This is a genomic window from Aminobacterium sp. MB27-C1, from assembly GCF_030908405.1.
Classification (GTDB): Bacteria; Synergistota; Synergistia; order Synergistales; family Aminobacteriaceae; genus Aminobacterium.
Window position 1 is genome coordinate 426419 of record NZ_CP133089.1, and the last position, 16371, is coordinate 442789.

Here is a 16371-nt window from a genome sequence, read left to right on the forward strand (position 1 = left end):
GTGCCACGTACAGTTTGGTTCCCAGGACATATGGCTAAAGGTAAGCGCAAACTGGAGGAATTAGCCAAAAAACTAGATATTATTTTCGAACTTCGCGATGCAAGAGCTCCGCAGCTTACGTCTTCGCCGATGGCTGTTCAGCTTTCCAAGATATGCCCTGTATATATCGTTCTTACTCGAGCTGATCTCGCTGAAGAAGGGGCAACAAAAGCTTGGTTAAGTTTCTTTGCTTCTCAGAAAAGTAAAGCTTGGGCATTCAATCTCTTAGAGGGGAAAATACAATCGTTGCGTCGTGATTTAACCAAGATGAAGCCTTCCCATAGAGAACTTCGCCTTGCTGTTGTTGGAATCCCCAATGTGGGGAAATCATTGTTTTTGAATCTTCTCGTGGGTAAAAAACGAGCTCAGGTTGGAGGTATTCCCGGAGTTACTAAAGGTGTTTCATGGTATAAGGGACAAGATATTCTTGCTGTAGATTCTCCTGGAATACTTGATCCCCATTCACATAATGAAGTCCATCGCCGTTTGGCCTGGCTTGGAAGCTCAAAGGCTCAGGTTATAGGTGGGACCGATGTTGTTGCTCTTTCTCTTATTGAGTTTTTAAAAGAACGTGGATATTGGCATTTGATAGAAGAGAAGTGGAATATAGAGAATGAAGCTGAGGAATCACTGATTACTCTTGAAAAAATCGGGCGTCGCTTGGGGTGTCTGGTTAGTGGTGGACGTGTTGATTTCTCTTTAGCAGGACAGCGCTTTCTTGATACTTTTTCGACTGGAAAGCTTGGACGTATAACTTTAGAATGGCCAGGGGAGCGGTATCCATGGGAGATCGATTAATTATTGGCGTTGATGAAGCAGGTCGTGGCCCTTTAGCAGGACCAGTTGTTGCAGCTGCAGCCATTTTAACGCCATCTCAAAAGGAAAGTTTGTTGGCTTTAGGTCTCAATGATTCGAAAAAGCTTACCCCTGTAAAGCGTGAGAAAATTTTTAAAGTAATGCTTAGTCTTGGTGTGGTTTGGAAGGCCCAGGCTGCTTCTCCACGGCGTATTGATAGCATGAACATTCTTCAGGCTACTCTTTGGGCCATGTATAGATCTGTTAAAAAGCTGCCCCCTGTCTTTGATGAAATTATTGTCGATGGAAATATTCGAATTCCGTATCTTGAGGGTGTTTCTCAACAGGCCATGCCGAAGGCAGATAGCCTTATCCCAGAAGTGGCAGCTGCCTCTGTTATAGCAAAAGTTTTACGAGACAGGGCTATGATAGCTTTAGACAGGGTGTATCCTCAATATGAATTTGCCAAGCATAAAGGGTATCCTACCGTGAAACATCGAACTCTTATTGCTCATTTTGGACTATCGCCCATTCATCGTAAAAGCTTTACATGGAAGGTCCCGACGCCATGACGTCTCTCAATGGCCTTTCTGGTCCGGTTGGCGGAAAAAATGTATCGGAAAGTTTACATCAGACTCTGTCTGAAAGTAATGTCTCGTCTACGAAAGCTTCATCCACTAAGGCCATTGCCAATGGGAGTCTTGTTGAAGGGCGCGTTATAGATACATGGCAGGGGGGATATCTTGTCCGAATAGGATCGCAGAATCTTAAAGCTATGGCTAATATTCCTCTCGTTGTAGGTCAGCGATTTCAGGCCATTTGGGATACGTCAGGAGACATTCCTGTTCTTCGCCTTCGTGACGTTGATGTAGCTCTCCTGGGAAGCTTGTCCGAAACTGATCGTCCTATAGCTGAAGCTCTTTTGCTTCGAGGACTCCCTATCTCGACGGAAGTATTAAAAAGTCTTCAAGTAGCATGGATTCGCGCAGGAGGGAAGCAAAACATGCTTGCCCCCCTTGTGGAGCTCTGGGCTCGAAATTTGCCTTTATCCTCCCAAAACATTAATCTTCTGGTATGGTATATAGGTCTTTCCAAAGAAGAACTTCTTGATGTGTGGAAAAAGATTCGCCAGAAGTTTCATGAGGGACTTGAAAAAGGGGAAAATCCTCACGCGGTGTTAAGACGTTTATTGTCAGATACAGACGATGTAGGTTGTTTTTTGCAAGCCCATAGTTTGCTTATGAAATCGGCGCGACAGAATCATAGCGAAGTCGTGCCCTTTTTTTCAGCATGGTGGCCTGTAGGAGAAGAAACAGAAACACTTGCCGCCAAAGTAAGAGTAGAAAAAAGAAGTTTGGAAAATTTGAAAAATTCTTTTTGGAGAGTTGCATTTGATCTGGATTGCTACAATCTAAAAACTGTGTCAGGAGAAGTTGCAACAGAAGGTCATTCGCTGGGAGTTACACTGAAGGTGGAAAATCCGACTGTGCAAAGAATTCTCCGCAGAAGAAAAACGGAGCTTTACGATTTGCTAGATGGGCTCCCTCTCCATACACAATATATTTCCGTTGCTTTGAAGGATATAGAGAGAGATATTGTGTATAGGAGGTTTGATGTAGAAATATGAACGCTTTTGATAAAAGAAAAAAAGCGGCAGCCCTTTCATATAATCCCGAAAAAGATAATGCTCCTAGAGTAGGTGCTTTTGGTGAAGATTTTCTCGCCAGGCGAATCATTGAAGTTGCGAAGGAAGCAAATATTCCTATCGTAGAAGATGCTGCATTGGTTTCAGCTCTTTTAACCCTTGAGCTAGGAGAAGAAATCCCTGTAGATCTTTACGAAGCTGTAGCGCGTATCCTTGCTTTCTTATATAAACTTGACAAAGGAGATGAATAAAACCGTGGATCATGTTGCACTTGGCCGTTGGGGGGAAGAAACAGCATGTTCTTATCTCCATAAAAAGGGATGGAATATTCTGGATCGCAATGTTTATTTTCCTCGGGGAGAGCTCGACATAGTAGCCATGGATAAGGATGAACTTGTTGTAGTAGAGGTTCGAACTCGATCATTAGGATATCTTATGTCTCCTGAAGAATCGGTGGGACCTGTGAAAACGCGAAGATTGGTATATGCAGGGTCTTGCTATGTGGAAAAAGTAGATTGGAATGGTTTTTGGAGAATTGATCTCTTGGGAATTACGTGTCATAAAGATGATAGTTATTCCATAGAACATTTCAAAGATATTACGAACGGGATGTCTTTTTTGTGATCCCTATTTATGGTATTACGCTTCAAGGCGTGCAAGCTCTGAAAGTAGAAGTTGAAGTTGAAATAACAGGTGGTCTTTTTTTTATCGCAGTTGTAGGCCTTCCTGACGCTGCTGTACGAGAATCTCGGGAGAGGGTCCGTGCGGCTTTGCGCAGCCTTCTTATTCCAGTTCGCGGACGTGTTACTGTAAATCTTGCACCTGCTGACAGCCCTAAAGAAGGAGCCCTTCTTGATCTCCCTATAGCTTTAGGTATTGCACAGAAATTAGGTGTTATTTCTTTAAATAAACCGGCTCTTTTTGTGGGAGAGCTGGCTCTTGATGGTCGATTACGAAAAACAAGGGGAGTGGTTCCAGCTGCCTTCTTGGCTCGGAAGCTTAAAATTCCCCTCTTTGTTCCGCAAGAAAATGCCTTTGAGGTTTCATTAGTTCCTGATGTAGAGGCATATGCTGTTTCAAGTCTGCAACAATTATTCGATCATATAAAAGGAAGAACATTACTTTCTCCCCTTAGAAAAGAAATACTTCCATCTGAGAACATTGTCGCCGATCCTGATTTGGCTGATATTAAAGGACAGAGTGGAGCTAAAAGAGCTCTGGAAATAGCAGCAGCAGGCCATCATAATTTGATTCTTGTTGGTTCCCCTGGAAGTGGAAAAACAATGCTTGCCAGAGCAATACGAGGAATTTTACCACCACTTTCTCAAGAAGAATTATTGGAAAGCCTTCAAGTTCACAGTACTGCCAAGCTTGACTTCCAAGCGACCCTCCAGCCACCTTTTTATACAGTCCATCCTACAGCAAGTATTGTTGCGATTTGCGGGGGAGGGTCAGCTCTTCGTCCAGGAGAGATAAGCCTTGCTCACCGTGGTGTTCTCTTTCTTGATGAATTTACGGAGTTTAGGCGGGATCTTTTAGAAGCTCTCCGTCAACCGTTGGAGGATGGAAAAATAGTAGTAAGCCGAGCAGCTGGGCGTGTTGTTTTCCCATGTCGTGTTTTGCTTATAGCTGCCTGTAACCCTTGTCCTTGCGGTTGGGATGGAGACATGGTGGAACAATGTATTTGTTCGGCATATGAGAAAGAGAGATATAGAAAACGCATTTCCGGACCTATTTTAGATCGCATTGATTTACACGTGTCTGTTCCACGTCTTCTCCCGAAAGAATTAATTTCTTTCGAAAATCAAAGGGTTGAGAGCAGTAAAGTTGTTCGTAAACGTGTCTGTATGGCCAGGGAGCGACAACGAAAACGATGGGGAAAGTATGGTTTTCATTGTAATGCTGAACTTCCTGAGCGTTTTATAAAACGTTCTTTGCAATTGAGCCGAGATGTCCGTTCTTTCTTGATCCAAATGTCAGATCGACTTCGTCTTTCTGGAAGGGGAATAAGCAGAGTGTTAAAAGTTTCGCGTACAATAGCGGATCTTGCCGGTTCTTCTGAAGTAGAAGTCTCGCATGTAGCCGAAGCTCTTGCTTATAGAAAGGGGAGTGTCTCTTTATGACTCCTCGTCAGGAGGCTCTTTTACTTATAAATGCCATAGAAGCAGATCGCCGTTTATGGGATAAAATTGCTGATAGTGAAGAGAAAATTGAAACGATCCGAAACGGATTTTTAACGGATGAACAAAAGAAAAGTCTTACATCTCGAACGTATAAACGTCTTGTCTATCTGGTTCACTCCCAATGGGCAGAGAAAGAAAGATATCGTTGTGAGTCTGTTGGAGTGCAATTGCTTTTTATGGGAGAATCAGGCTATCCCAAAAAACTAGAGAAGATGGAAAATGCACCGTTGGTTCTCTACGTTCGTGGAAATTATTCTTTTAAGAAACCTATACTTTCGGTTGTTGGAACACGAAGGAGTACATATTATGGGCAACAGGTGGCTAGAGCATTAGGGCGTGTGGCAGCAGATAAAAACTGGACCTTGTTAAGCGGAGGAGCTCTTGGTATTGATGGGGCAGCACATAGTGGAAGCTTAGATGCTGGAGGAGAGACAGCAGTTGTGCTTGCCCATGGATTGGACCATGTTTACCCTAAACAGCATGAAGAATTATTTAGAAATATTCTCTCTTCTGGGGCTCTTGTTACAGAGTACGGTTTAGGCATAAGTGCAAAACCTTGGCATTTTCCTAAACGAAATCGGATAATAGCTGGTTTAGCTGATAAAATCGTCATAGTTGAAGCTCCAAAGCGAAGTGGAGCTATCGTTACAGCCCAGATTGCCTTGGATATAGGACGTGAAATATGGGTTGTGCCTGGTCGGATAGATGAAAAAATATGTAGTGGTTCCAATAAACTTCTTTATGACGGTGCCCATCCTCTTGTCGATCTAGCGGATTTTGCTGAAACGCTGTCACCGATTACACAACTTCATTTATTGAACTCAAAAAAAGAAAAGAGTAAATCGTTATGTCCGAATATAAGTGAAAAAGAGCAAAAAATTCTCAATCTTATTCAAAATCATGGAGACCAAACAGTTGACAACTTAACTGCTCAAGGTAAAATGACTGCCGCTGATGTTATCTCTTGCGTGAGTCATCTGTCTGCGTTAGATCTTATATATTCATCAGGGCCTGGCCGATTTAGGGCCTCTATTGAATCAAAGTAAAGGAGCGTATCATATTGACGCGATTAGTTCATGATCTTGAAAGAATGTTTCTTACAGAAGATGCTCTCGAACTTATTTACCAGCTTTTTCTCACTGAAGAATACGCTAGAAACGTTATAGAAATAGCTATAGAAGATGCCATGATGATCGGGCAGGTTCGTGGAGGGCATATTGATGCCATAACTTTTATGAGCATCATACAGAGAACAGCAGATTCAACAATTTCTCATTTTGACTCGACTGGTTCGCTTTATGATTCAGTAAAGGGTCAGTATTTTGTCCATTAAACATTAAACAAGGAGGATCTTATGACGAAGAAAGAAACGGGGAAAACTCTTGTTGTAGTCGAATCTCCCACAAAAGCGAAAACTCTTTCTAAAATATTAGGATCAAAATATACAGTAAAAGCGAGCATTGGCCACATCAAAGACCTTCCTAAAAGCCGGATCGCTATTGATATCGAAAACAACTTTCAACCAGAATATATTCTAGTTAAAGGAAAAGCCAAAATAAAAAATGAATTAGTTAAACTTGCTCAAGGGAGTCAGAAAATACTACTGGCATCTGACCCTGATAGGGAAGGGGAGGCTATTGCTTGGCATCTTTGCGATATTTTGAAACTTGATCCAGAATCGCAATGCCGGGTCCGTTTTTACGAAGTTACGCCAAAGGCTGTCAAAGCGGCAATTAAAAAGCCTGAGTCCGTAGATATGAACAGAGTAGATGCGCAACAAGCACGTCGTGTTCTTGACCGTCTTGTCGGCTATTCTTTAAGTCCGCTATTGTGGAAAAAGATACGCTATGGCCTTTCTGCTGGGCGAGTGCAATCTGTAGCTCTCAATCTGATATGCGATAGGGAACGAGAAATAAAAAATTTTGTTCCTTCGGAATATTGGCATGTCAATGTGGAAGCCTTATCAAACGATAATAAAAGGAAATATGATTTAAAGGTTATGAGCTTTGAAAATAAATCTTTTTGGAAGGAAGGGAAGCCCCTTCTTATATCGAGCTCAGAACAAGCAGAAAAGATCGCCAGCGATATTCAATCAGCTGCCTTAGTTGTAAAAGAATATAAAGTAAAAGAAGGTAAAAGAAAACCTTTACCTCCTTTTAAAACAAGTACATTACAACAGGAAGGTGCGCGTCGTTTAAGTTTCTCTCCTCGTAGAACAATGGCTGTTGCACAGGCGCTTTTTGAAGGCATTAATATTCCAGGGCGAGGTCCTGCCGGCCTTATTACATACATGCGAACAGATAGTCTCCGGATAGCACCGGAAGCATTAGATGCGACCAGAAATTATATTACCCAAAGTTATTCATCAGAATATCTTCCTAAAACTGCCAACCTGTTTACATCTAAAGCCAGAAGTCAGGATGCTCATGAAGCAATTCGACCGACAGATGTGACGTTGACACCAGAAAGCTTAAAAAGTGTATTAACACCTGAACAATACAAGCTGTATTCTCTTATTTGGAACCGTTTCGTTGCTTCGCAAATGGCTCCCGCCGTTGTTGCCAATGCTATTCTTGATGTGGAAGCGGGTTCTTATGGCTTAAGGCAAACAGGAGAGACTTTAATTTTTGATGGATGGGGAAAATTATGGCCATTAGAGTTAAAAGGGAGCGAATTAGCTCCAGCAGTTTCAGAAGAAGAGCTAATATGCCATGATATTTCTAAAGAACAGCGTTTTACAAAACCTGCTGCGCGCTACTCAGAAGCGACTCTTATAAAAACTTTAGAAGAAAAAGGAGTTGGACGACCTTCAACCTATGCCACTATTGTTGAAACTCTTTACGACAGAGGATATGTTGAAAAGAACGAAGAAAAACGGTTGGAACCTACTTCTTTGGGAATGACAGTAGACGATTTCTTGCTTCAATATTTTGACTCTAAAAGCCCTTCTCCCATCGTCGATACGAATTTTACGGCTCAAATGGAAGGACAATTGGATCTTATTGAAGAAAATAAGCTTGAATGGGTTGATGTAGTCCGTTCTTTCTGGGGTGGTTTTGCAGAAACTCTAGAAGAAGCCAAAAAAGCATCGGCTGTTGATTTGCCTGAACCTGAGCCAATTGGTGAGGATTGTCCGGAATGTGGGAAGCCTTTAGTTAAAAAACGAGGACGTTTCGGTGATTTTATAGCCTGTTCGGGATATCCTGAATGTCGATATACTCGCCCAATTCTGAAAACTATTGGTGTGAAGTGTCCCCTATGTGGGGAAACTGAAAATGGAGAAGTTGTTCGAAGAAGAAGTAAAAAAGGAAAGTTTTTCTATGGATGTTCACGATATCCTGAATGTAAATATGTCTCATGGAACGAACCTACAGGAGAAAAGTGTCCAGAGTGTGGAACTCCACTTGTTCGCAAAAACAAAAAAAGTCTTCCAGAATGCCCCGAATGTGGTTGGAAAAAGGAGAAAAAGTAATTATGGACAGATCAAACGAAATTCTGGTTCTTGGTGGCGGATTGGCCGGGAGCGAAGCAGCTTGGCAGTTGGCACAAAGAGGATATCCTGTTTGTTTAGTAGAGATGAGACCGAAAATAACAACCCCAGCACATCAGACCGATATGATGGGGGAACTTGTATGCAGTAATTCTCTTGGTGCTGATAATATGACAAGCCCAGCTGGAATATTAAAGGCTGAGCTTCGTTATCTTGGTAGTCTCATAATGGAAGCTGCAGATCATACGAGCGTTCCTGCAGGCAAAGCACTTGCCGTTGATCGTGACGCTTTTGCTGGTTACATAACGAAAAAACTTTCAGAACATCCTTGTATAAGAATTGAAAGACGAGAGATGACATCGTTGCCGGAGGAACCTGCTATTATTGCTACAGGTCCCTTAACAAGCCCTTCTCTTGCAGAAGAATTGAAGAAAATAACAGGAGAAGAATATTTTTCTTTTTTTGATGCTATAGCTCCGGTAGTTTTTTACGATTCCATCGATATGACGAAAGCGTACAAAGCAGGACGCTACGGTCAAGAAGCAGATTATATAAATTGTCCCATGAACGAAGAAGAGTATATTCGTTTTTGGAATGCTCTTGTCTCTGCAGAGCGAGCCACACGTCATGAATTTGAAAAGGACATTCGTTATTTTGAGGGATGTTTACCAATAGAAGTTATTGCCTCCAGAGGTATCGATACTCTCCGTTTTGGTCCTTTAAGACCAGTTGGTTTGCCCAATCCCCTTACAGGAGAAGAACCCTATGCTGTTGTTCAGCTTCGACAAGATAATAAAGATGGCACTCTTTTTAATTTAGTTGGTTTTCAGACAAGCCTGAAATGGGGAGAGCAAGCTCGAGTTTTTAAACTTATCCCAGGGCTTCAAGATGCTGAGTTTGCCCGTTATGGTGTTATGCATAGGAATATATACGTCAATGCACCTACTGTACTTGATGGTTTTCTTCGTTTACGGGATCGTAAAAATCTTTTTTTAGCGGGGCAAATAACGGGAGTAGAAGGATATCTTGAGAGTACCGCTATGGGACTTGTTGCTGCTATTTATATGGCGTTTTCTTTGAGACAAACAGAAATGCCCATTTGGCCTAAAGAGACAGCGATAGGTTCTTTGCTCCGTTATTTATCAGAAACTGACACGAAGGTTTTTCACCCTATGAACGTAAACTTGGGCATATTCCCCCATCTTGATGTAAAAATACGTAAAAAAATAGAACGATGTCAAAAAGTTGGCGAAAGAGCGATGTTGTTCTTAGAAGAATTTTACAAAAGTTACCTAAAATAGGACTCCCCCCCTATTTTTTATAATAGACCTCTGTTGTATAATGTATAATAATAAATTCCAATGATTTTAAAATTTTTTGTGTCGTTATATTTTTGCCTTTTTTCAGGCAAATCTTGTTGCAAAAATTGCAATTTTATGGCATTCTGATTGTTTAGAAAAGTATCAAGTATCTGGAAAAGAATGATAAAATATGATTATGGCTGAAAAGTTATCTTCTGCGTTGGATTATTACTTGGAACAGATGCGTTTTGCCAAAAATATGTCATTGTATACTATTGAGAATTATGCTGTAGATCTCAATCAATTTGTTAACTATTTGCTTGAGCAAAACGTTACCCTTCTTTCGGAAGTAGATACACGTTTGATTCGTGAGTATTTGAGGGTCTTGGCTTCTTTTGGATACGCTAAGTCATCTGTCTCCAGAAAACTTTCCGCTATAAAAAATTGGTTTCTTTTTTTAGTTGATAAAAAATTAGTGGAGAAAGATCCAGCTAAAAATGTTAAGGGTCCACGTTTACCTGCGCGCTTGCCACGTGCTTTAAGTGTAGAGGAAGTTACGAGGCTAATTGAAAAAGGAAGTGCGGAAAGCACAACGCCTCTTAGAGACAGGGCTGTTTTAGAGTTACTTTATGGATGTGGACTTCGTATTGGAGAGCTTGCAATTCTTCACTGGGAGGATATAGATCTTGTCGAAAGATGGCTGCGGGTTCGAGGCAAGGGAGACAAAGAGCGAATGGTTCCCGTAGGCAGAATGGCTAAAGAGGCTGTTCAGGTGTGGCAAGATACTTTTTCAGAACCAAATAATTTTATCTTCCCGGGGGAAAATGGCGATCATCTTACTGTGCGTACTGTTGGGCGTATAGTGGAGAGAGCCGCGCAGAGAGTTGGATTATTTGGGGTAACTCCCCATATGTTACGTCATAGCTTTGCAACCCATATGCTTGAAGGTGGAGCTTCTATACGAGTGATGCAAGAGCTTTTGGGACATGAAAGTTTATTGACGACACAACGGTATCTGACAGTGACGGCAGAACATCTTAAACAAAGCTACATAGATGCTTTTCCGAGAACTAGAGGAGATGATTGAACTGTTTAAGGGAACAACTATATTGTGTGTACGCCGCGGAGATACAGTGGCGATGGCTGGAGACGGTCAGGTAACCTTAGGAGATCAAATTATAAAGGCAGGGGCACGGAAGGTGCGTCGCTTATATAAGGGAAAAGTCCTTGCAGGATTTGCAGGGAGTACCGCAGATGCAATGACACTTCTTGAGCGTTTTGAAGCGCGTTTAGAGGAAAATAGCGGAGACCTTATGAGGGCAGCTGTTTCTCTCGTTAAAGAGTGGAGATTGGATCGCGCTTTGAGAAAACTTGAGGCCCTTATGCTTGTTGCAGATGAAAACCATACATTGTTACTTTCAGGTGCAGGAGATGTGCTTGAACCGGAGAACAATGTTGCTGCTATCGGATCTGGTGCTGGTTTCGCCCTGGCGGCTGCACGGGCTTTTATGGAGTCTGGTAAAGGGTCTGTTTCTGAAATCGCCCACAGATCTATAGAAATAGCTGCGGATATTTGTATCTATACGGATAAAGAGATAACGGTAGAGGTGATTGGCGAATGAGTATTGTAGCAGAAGAGAAGCTGGATTTAACACCTCGCCTTGTAGTTGAGTGTCTTGACAGGTACATCATAGGGCAGGAGAAGGCTAAAAGAGCGGTAGCCATTGCTCTTCGTAATAGAATTCGACGTCGCAATTTGTCTCACGATCTCGCCAACGAAATAGCTCCTAAAAATATACTGATGGTTGGCCCGACAGGTGTAGGAAAGACGGAGATAGCCCGTCGTTTGGCTGATCTTGTTCAAGCCCCATTTGTGAAAGTAGAAGCGACGAAATTTACTGAAGTGGGCTACGTTGGACGAGATGTGGAGTCAATGGTTCGAGATCTCGTCGAAATGGCTGTGTCCATGGTAAAAAAAGTAAAGATAGAAGAGGTTCAAGGTCCTGCAGAAGAGAGAGCTTCGTTGCGGCTTGTGGATGCTTTGCTTCCACGACCGGAGAGAAAATCGTCAATGCCCGACTTTATGAAAATGTTTTCGGGAAAAGAGGAGGAAGTGGCGCCGTCTCAGGAAGATGACTCTATTAGAGAATCTACGAGAAATAAAGTTTTAGAACTTCTTAAGACAGGCAAACTGGATGGAAGAGAAGTAGAGATTGAGGTAACTGAAAATTCTGCTGTCGGTATACCTCTTCTTGGTGGCGCAGGAATGGATTCGATGGGTATGAATATTAATGAAATGCTCAGCGGCTTTCTTCCTAAAAAAACTAAAAAACGTCGAATGAAGGTTGTGGATGCCAAAAGGCTCTTGCAGGCCGAAGAAGCTGAAAAACTTATCGATATGGAGTCGGTAGGCAAAGAGGCTTTGGAGAAGGCGCAAGAAGAAGGCATTGTCTTCATTGACGAACTTGATAAGGTTGTTGCCCGCGGATCTTCTAATGGTCCCGATGTGAGCAGGGAAGGTGTTCAGAGGGATCTTCTCCCTATTGTTGAAGGGGCATCGGTTCAAACAAAGTATGGAACGGTAAAAACAGATCACATTCTTTTTATTGCTGCGGGAGCTTTTTCAAGCGTTAAACCTTCTGATCTTGTTCCAGAACTTCAGGGACGATTCCCCATTCGTGTGGAGTTGCAGCCATTAGGAAAAGATGAGCTGGCTCGCATTCTTGTCGAACCGGAAAATAGTCTCATAAAACAGTATCAGGCTCTGTTGAGCACTGAAAATGTGGAAATACGATTTTCTCAAGAGGCTATTTACAAAATAGCGGCATTAGCTGAGAAAATGAACACCGAAATGGAAAACATAGGAGCTCGTCGTCTTCATACGATGATAGAACAGCTTCTTGAAGATATTAGTTTTACGGCACCAGAGCGGCAAGGTGATGTAATAGAGATAGATACTTTATTTGTTGAAGAGAGGCTTTCCCCTCTCATGGAAGATACTGACTTGCGAAAGTATTTGCTTTAATTATTCAGGAGGGATTCGAAATGACTAAAGGAGAAAAGAAAATAACAGATAGTAATCCTGTTATAGTGGAAGATCCAGCAATGAAAGATTTACTCGATAAAACTCGTCAAGTAGGCAGAGCGCTTCAGAACCGCAGAGAAGGAACTAAACCTGATTATAACAAGCTTGCTAAACTTCTTTGTGAATTTTCCACAGCGAATGTCTATATTATCAACAGAGAGGGCAAAATTCTTGGCTATTCATGGATTAGTGAATACCACTCGGAAGCAGTGGCTAATTTCTTGGAGAGAGGGTATATGCCCGAGAATTTTGTTGAAAAAATGAATCAGCACAGAGAGTCCATTTTGAGCGAAACAGACGGCTATCTCTTTGATGATGAAGAAAACGTTGAAGGCTCTCCAGAGAAACACATGCTATACGTTCCTATATATAGCGCTGCTGAGCGTTTAGGAACGTTACTTCTTGTGAGATTCTTTGATCCTTTTTATATGAAAGATCTTATTTTAGCTGAGTATCTTGCAACTCTCGTTGGAATTGAAATTTTACATGACAGAACCCGCAGTATAGAAGAGCGTGCCAGAGAGCGTCTTGTTGTTCAAATGGCCATGCGTGCACTTTCCTACTCTGAAGTAGAGTCAGTAAAACATATCATAGCTGAATTAGGCGCTTATGAGGGCGTAGTTATTGCCAGTAAGGTTGCAGATCGAGTAGGCGTAACACGGAGTGTTATTGTCAATGCTCTTAGAAAACTAGAGAGCGCAGGTATTATAGAAAGTAGAAGCCTTGGCATGAAAGGAACCTTTATAAAGATTTTAAGCCCCCTCTTTATTGAGGAGTTAGGAATGGTTCTTCCTCAGAGCATGTAACTTTAAAACATTAATATTGCTGAGTAAAAGTGAAGCTGCCATGAAGGACAGCTTCACTTTTTTATATATTCTATTTAAGAAAAGAATTACTTCTACCGATATGTAACACGAAGGGGTGAAAGCAATGATTGTTGATCGAGCGTGGAAAGTTGCAGAAAAAGATTTGGAAGGTCTATCTCAGCGTTTTCAAGCGGTGGGGTCAAATCTTGCTAATGCTAACACTCCAGGATATGGGCGAAAAGAGGTCTCTTTTGAAGAAGAGCTAAGAAGCGTTGTTCTAGGACCCGATAAATTACCTTTAAAGGTTACGCAACCTTCTCATATTGTCTCTGTTCCGGCTACGGTAGATAAAGTTGTTCCATCGGAAAAAAGAATTTATGACGAGAAAGTGCGGTTTGACGGAAATAACGTAGATTTAGAGATAGAGATGGCTAAGATGATGGAGACTCGTTTAGCTTATCAGTCAATGACACGATTGATAGGCAAGAAAAGTTCCATGTACCGTCTTGTCATAGGAGGACGCTAATGCGAGTTTTTCGTACAATTGATATAGCGGGGAGTTCCCTTACCGCACACAGGCTATGGATGGATACTGTTGCATCTAATTTAGCGAATGTAAATACTACAAGAACTGATACAGGTGGTCCTTACGTTCGAAAAACTCCTGTCTTTTCAGAAATTTTAGCAACTGAAGAAGGGCGCCAGTGTGGAGGTGGGGTTAGAGTTGTTGATATTGCTGAAGACTCTCAGCCTTCCCGTCGGGTTTATCAACCCGATCATCCCGATGCAGATGCCCAGGGGTATGTTTCTTTCCCTAATGTTAATGTTGTTCGCGAGATGGCTGACATGATGACGGCTAGCCGTGCTTATGAAGCAAACCTCGCTATTGCAGATGCAGCAAGAGGTATGTGGAATGGAGCTCTTGAGATCTTACGAGGGTAATATGGCATACATTGAAATATGAGCCTTTTTGCCTATATGACTTCCTTCAGGGGACACTGTAAAGTGTCCCCTTTTTTATCATTGTTGTTACACAGATGTGTTAAAATTAAACTTATTGATAACAAATTTGATATTTGCTTTTATTACTGAAGGAGAGATAATATGGATCCTGTAAAACTTGATCTCAGTCAGCTTACTCCGAAGAATAAAATGAAACAGACGATGCAGGAGAAAACAGATCTTATACACCATAGTCCTTCTTTCGAGTCGATTCTCTCCCAATCTTTTGTTAATGTTAATAATTTACAACAAGAATCTGATATGATGGTTCAGAAATTGGCGGTCGGAGAAGTAGATGATATATCGACTGTGGTTTTGTCGGTTCAAAGAGCTGAGCTTGCACTTCGAATGATTACAGAAGTGCGTAATAAGCTTGTGGATGCATATCAGCAACTTGCGCGTATGCCTGTTTGATTTTTTTATCCTTTTCTTAATTTAATATGAATGGATTAACTCAGTTAAAAGAAAAAATTAGTGCGTTTTGGTTATCGTTGCGTCAATGGCAACGATGGTCACTTGTCGGGGCCGCTGTTTTGGTTGCAGCAGCTCTTGTTTTGCTTGTCTTATGGGGAGGAAAGCCCTCCTATGAGCCTCTTTTTGCACAGTTGGAGGTTTCTGATGAAGCCGCCATCGTTTCTTATCTGAAGGAGAATAAAATTCCCTATCGGATCGATCCTGCTGCTCACGCTGTTTTGATTCCTCGAGATCAAGTCTATGAGGTTCGTCTTACTTTAGCGCAGGAAGGACTTCCCAAAGGTGGCAATGTAGGTTTAGAACTTTTCGACGATACTAAAATGGGGATGAACGAGTTTCAACAAAAGGTGACTTTTTTAAGAGCCTTGGAGGGAGAACTTGCAAGAACAATAAGTCAGATTGAAGCTATAGATTATGCCAAGGTAAATATCGTTCTTCCCGAAAAACACCTTTTTTTAGAACAGCAGCAACCTTCTACAGCTTCTGTACTTATTCGTTTGAAGGCAGGGCAGGAGATAGGTCCCTCTCAGATAAAAGCCATTATTCATCTTGTTTCTCATAGTGTAGAAGGTCTTGCCCCTGATTATGTAACCGTCGTTGATACGAGTGGTAAGGTTCTTTCTGATATGCTTGATCAGGAGCTCTTGGTATATAGCCATGGAGATGGACAGACTGTTTCTTCTGTACAGCGAGAACTGGAAAGGCAGCAGGAACGAGAACTAGAGAGTAAGGTCAGGCAAATGCTCGAACGAGTTTATGGCCCAGGCCATGTCGTGGTTCGTGTGAAAGTAGAGCTTGATTTTGACAAGAAACAAAGTCGTTATAAGGAATATGTTCCTTTTGCGTCTGGAAAAGGTGTTTTAAGAAGTCAGCAAAATATGGAAGAGAGCTTTACTGGTAGTGGTACTCCAGTAGGGGGCGCTCCCGGAACGACGACGAATATTCCAGGGTATGCAATAGGTGCTCCTAACACTGGTATGAATGAATATAATAAGAGTGACGTTGTTAGTAACTACGAGATAACAACACGAGAAGGAGAAAAAATAGATACACCAGGTGGCATCAGACGACTGACAGCTTCTGTTTTAGTTGATGCTGACCTGGATGAGACAAGATTAAAAGAATTGAATGCCATTGTAGCGCCGGCTTTAGGTTTTAGGGCTGAGCGTGGTGACGAATTGGCAATACAGGGAATGAAATTCTCAACGACACTTGCAGATTCTCTTAAGGAACAGCTTCAGCGAGAACGTCGTACACAGCTTATTTTTCTTCTTATTGGTTTAGCGGCACTTTTGCTTCTGCTTTCTCTCGGAGCTCTATGGTGGGTTCGTCGCAGAAAAGAAGGAAAGGAAAAGAAAATTGCGGCTGGTGCTGAAGCAGGAAAGGCGATACCGTCTATACAGGATATTCTTAGCTCCCCTGAACTTCTTGAATCTCAGGGAGAATTGGCTATATTGGAAGAACAATTACGGGCTTATGCGAAAAGTAAGCCTGAAGAAGTTGCAAATCTTCTTCAGGAATGGATTTCAGAAGATATGTAAAAGACAGGAG

18 protein-coding genes are annotated in these 16371 nt (G+C 41.9%); all 18 read left to right on the plus strand.

Going from position 1 to position 16371, the window contains the following annotated elements:
• The 18 genes from RBH88_RS01990 (at window position 1) to fliF (ending at window position 16361) form a co-directional block, all read left to right on the plus strand.
• The gene (locus tag RBH88_RS01990) at window positions 1–837 is read left to right on the plus strand and encodes a GTPase (protein WP_213690746.1); all 837 of its coding nucleotides are present in this window, start codon (window positions 1–3) and stop codon (window positions 835–837) included.
• Entirely contained in the window at window positions 822–1406 is a 585-nt protein-coding gene (locus tag RBH88_RS01995) for a ribonuclease HII (protein ID WP_213690747.1), read from the plus strand. The genes RBH88_RS01990 and RBH88_RS01995 overlap by 16 nt, the downstream gene beginning before the upstream one ends.
• Entirely contained in the window at window positions 1403–2461 is a 1059-nt protein-coding gene (locus tag RBH88_RS02000; RefSeq protein WP_213690748.1) for a hypothetical protein, read from the plus strand. Before RBH88_RS01995 ends, RBH88_RS02000 begins: the two co-directional genes overlap by 4 nt.
• Window positions 2458–2730: an EscU/YscU/HrcU family type III secretion system export apparatus switch protein gene (locus RBH88_RS02005; protein WP_307879814.1), complete on the plus strand. Its 273-nt coding sequence runs from the start codon at window positions 2458–2460 to the stop codon at window positions 2728–2730. The genes RBH88_RS02000 and RBH88_RS02005 overlap by 4 nt, the downstream gene beginning before the upstream one ends.
• Before the next feature lie 4 nt (window positions 2731–2734).
• Window positions 2735–3103: a YraN family protein gene (locus RBH88_RS02010; RefSeq protein ID WP_307879815.1), complete on the plus strand. Its 369-nt coding sequence runs from the start codon at window positions 2735–2737 to the stop codon at window positions 3101–3103.
• Window positions 3100–4602: a YifB family Mg chelatase-like AAA ATPase gene (locus RBH88_RS02015; protein WP_213690751.1), complete on the plus strand. Its 1503-nt coding sequence runs from the start codon at window positions 3100–3102 to the stop codon at window positions 4600–4602. The genes RBH88_RS02010 and RBH88_RS02015 overlap by 4 nt, the downstream gene beginning before the upstream one ends.
• Complete coding sequence (dprA, locus tag RBH88_RS02020) at window positions 4599–5708, plus strand: DNA-processing protein DprA (RefSeq protein ID WP_213690752.1); 1110 nt, start codon at window positions 4599–4601, stop codon at window positions 5706–5708. Before RBH88_RS02015 ends, dprA begins: the two co-directional genes overlap by 4 nt.
• A 14-nt stretch (window positions 5709–5722) precedes the next feature.
• The gene (locus RBH88_RS02025; RefSeq protein WP_213690753.1) at window positions 5723–5995 is read left to right on the plus strand and encodes a hypothetical protein; all 273 of its coding nucleotides are present in this window, start codon (window positions 5723–5725) and stop codon (window positions 5993–5995) included.
• Window positions 5996–6016: 21 nt separating this feature from the next.
• On the plus strand, window positions 6017–8134 hold the full coding sequence (gene topA / locus RBH88_RS02030; RefSeq protein ID WP_213690754.1) for a type I DNA topoisomerase: 2118 nt from the start codon (window positions 6017–6019) through the stop codon (window positions 8132–8134).
• 2 nt (window positions 8135–8136) lie between these two features.
• Window positions 8137–9453, plus strand: coding sequence for a methylenetetrahydrofolate--tRNA-(uracil(54)-C(5))-methyltransferase (FADH(2)-oxidizing) TrmFO (trmFO, locus tag RBH88_RS02035; protein WP_213696087.1), 1317 nt, complete (start codon window positions 8137–8139; stop codon window positions 9451–9453).
• Between the two features lie 190 nt (window positions 9454–9643).
• The gene (locus tag RBH88_RS02040; protein ID WP_213690756.1) at window positions 9644–10540 is read left to right on the plus strand and encodes a tyrosine recombinase XerC; all 897 of its coding nucleotides are present in this window, start codon (window positions 9644–9646) and stop codon (window positions 10538–10540) included.
• Complete coding sequence (gene hslV, locus RBH88_RS02045; RefSeq protein WP_213690757.1) at window positions 10533–11075, plus strand: ATP-dependent protease subunit HslV; 543 nt, start codon at window positions 10533–10535, stop codon at window positions 11073–11075. The genes RBH88_RS02040 and hslV overlap by 8 nt, the downstream gene beginning before the upstream one ends.
• Window positions 11072–12478, plus strand: coding sequence for an ATP-dependent protease ATPase subunit HslU (gene hslU, locus RBH88_RS02050; protein ID WP_213696085.1), 1407 nt, complete (start codon window positions 11072–11074; stop codon window positions 12476–12478). The genes hslV and hslU overlap by 4 nt, the downstream gene beginning before the upstream one ends.
• A 20-nt stretch (window positions 12479–12498) precedes the next feature.
• The gene (gene codY / locus RBH88_RS02055) at window positions 12499–13344 is read left to right on the plus strand and encodes a GTP-sensing pleiotropic transcriptional regulator CodY (protein WP_307879816.1); all 846 of its coding nucleotides are present in this window, start codon (window positions 12499–12501) and stop codon (window positions 13342–13344) included.
• A gap of 124 nt (window positions 13345–13468) precedes the next feature.
• Window positions 13469–13870, plus strand: a complete 402-nt coding sequence (gene flgB, locus RBH88_RS02060; protein ID WP_213690395.1) for a flagellar basal body rod protein FlgB — start codon at window positions 13469–13471, stop codon at window positions 13868–13870.
• A complete protein-coding gene (gene flgC, locus RBH88_RS02065; RefSeq protein WP_213690396.1) occupies window positions 13870–14286 on the plus strand; it encodes a flagellar basal body rod protein FlgC in 417 nt (138 codons plus the stop codon). The genes flgB and flgC overlap by 1 nt, the downstream gene beginning before the upstream one ends.
• 162 nt (window positions 14287–14448) lie before the next feature.
• Entirely contained in the window at window positions 14449–14760 is a 312-nt protein-coding gene (fliE, locus tag RBH88_RS02070) for a flagellar hook-basal body complex protein FliE (protein ID WP_213690397.1), read from the plus strand.
• A 26-nt stretch (window positions 14761–14786) separates the two neighbouring features.
• Entirely contained in the window at window positions 14787–16361 is a 1575-nt protein-coding gene (fliF, locus tag RBH88_RS02075; RefSeq protein ID WP_213701292.1) for a flagellar basal-body MS-ring/collar protein FliF, read from the plus strand.
• Window positions 16362–16371: the final 10 nt, after the last annotated feature.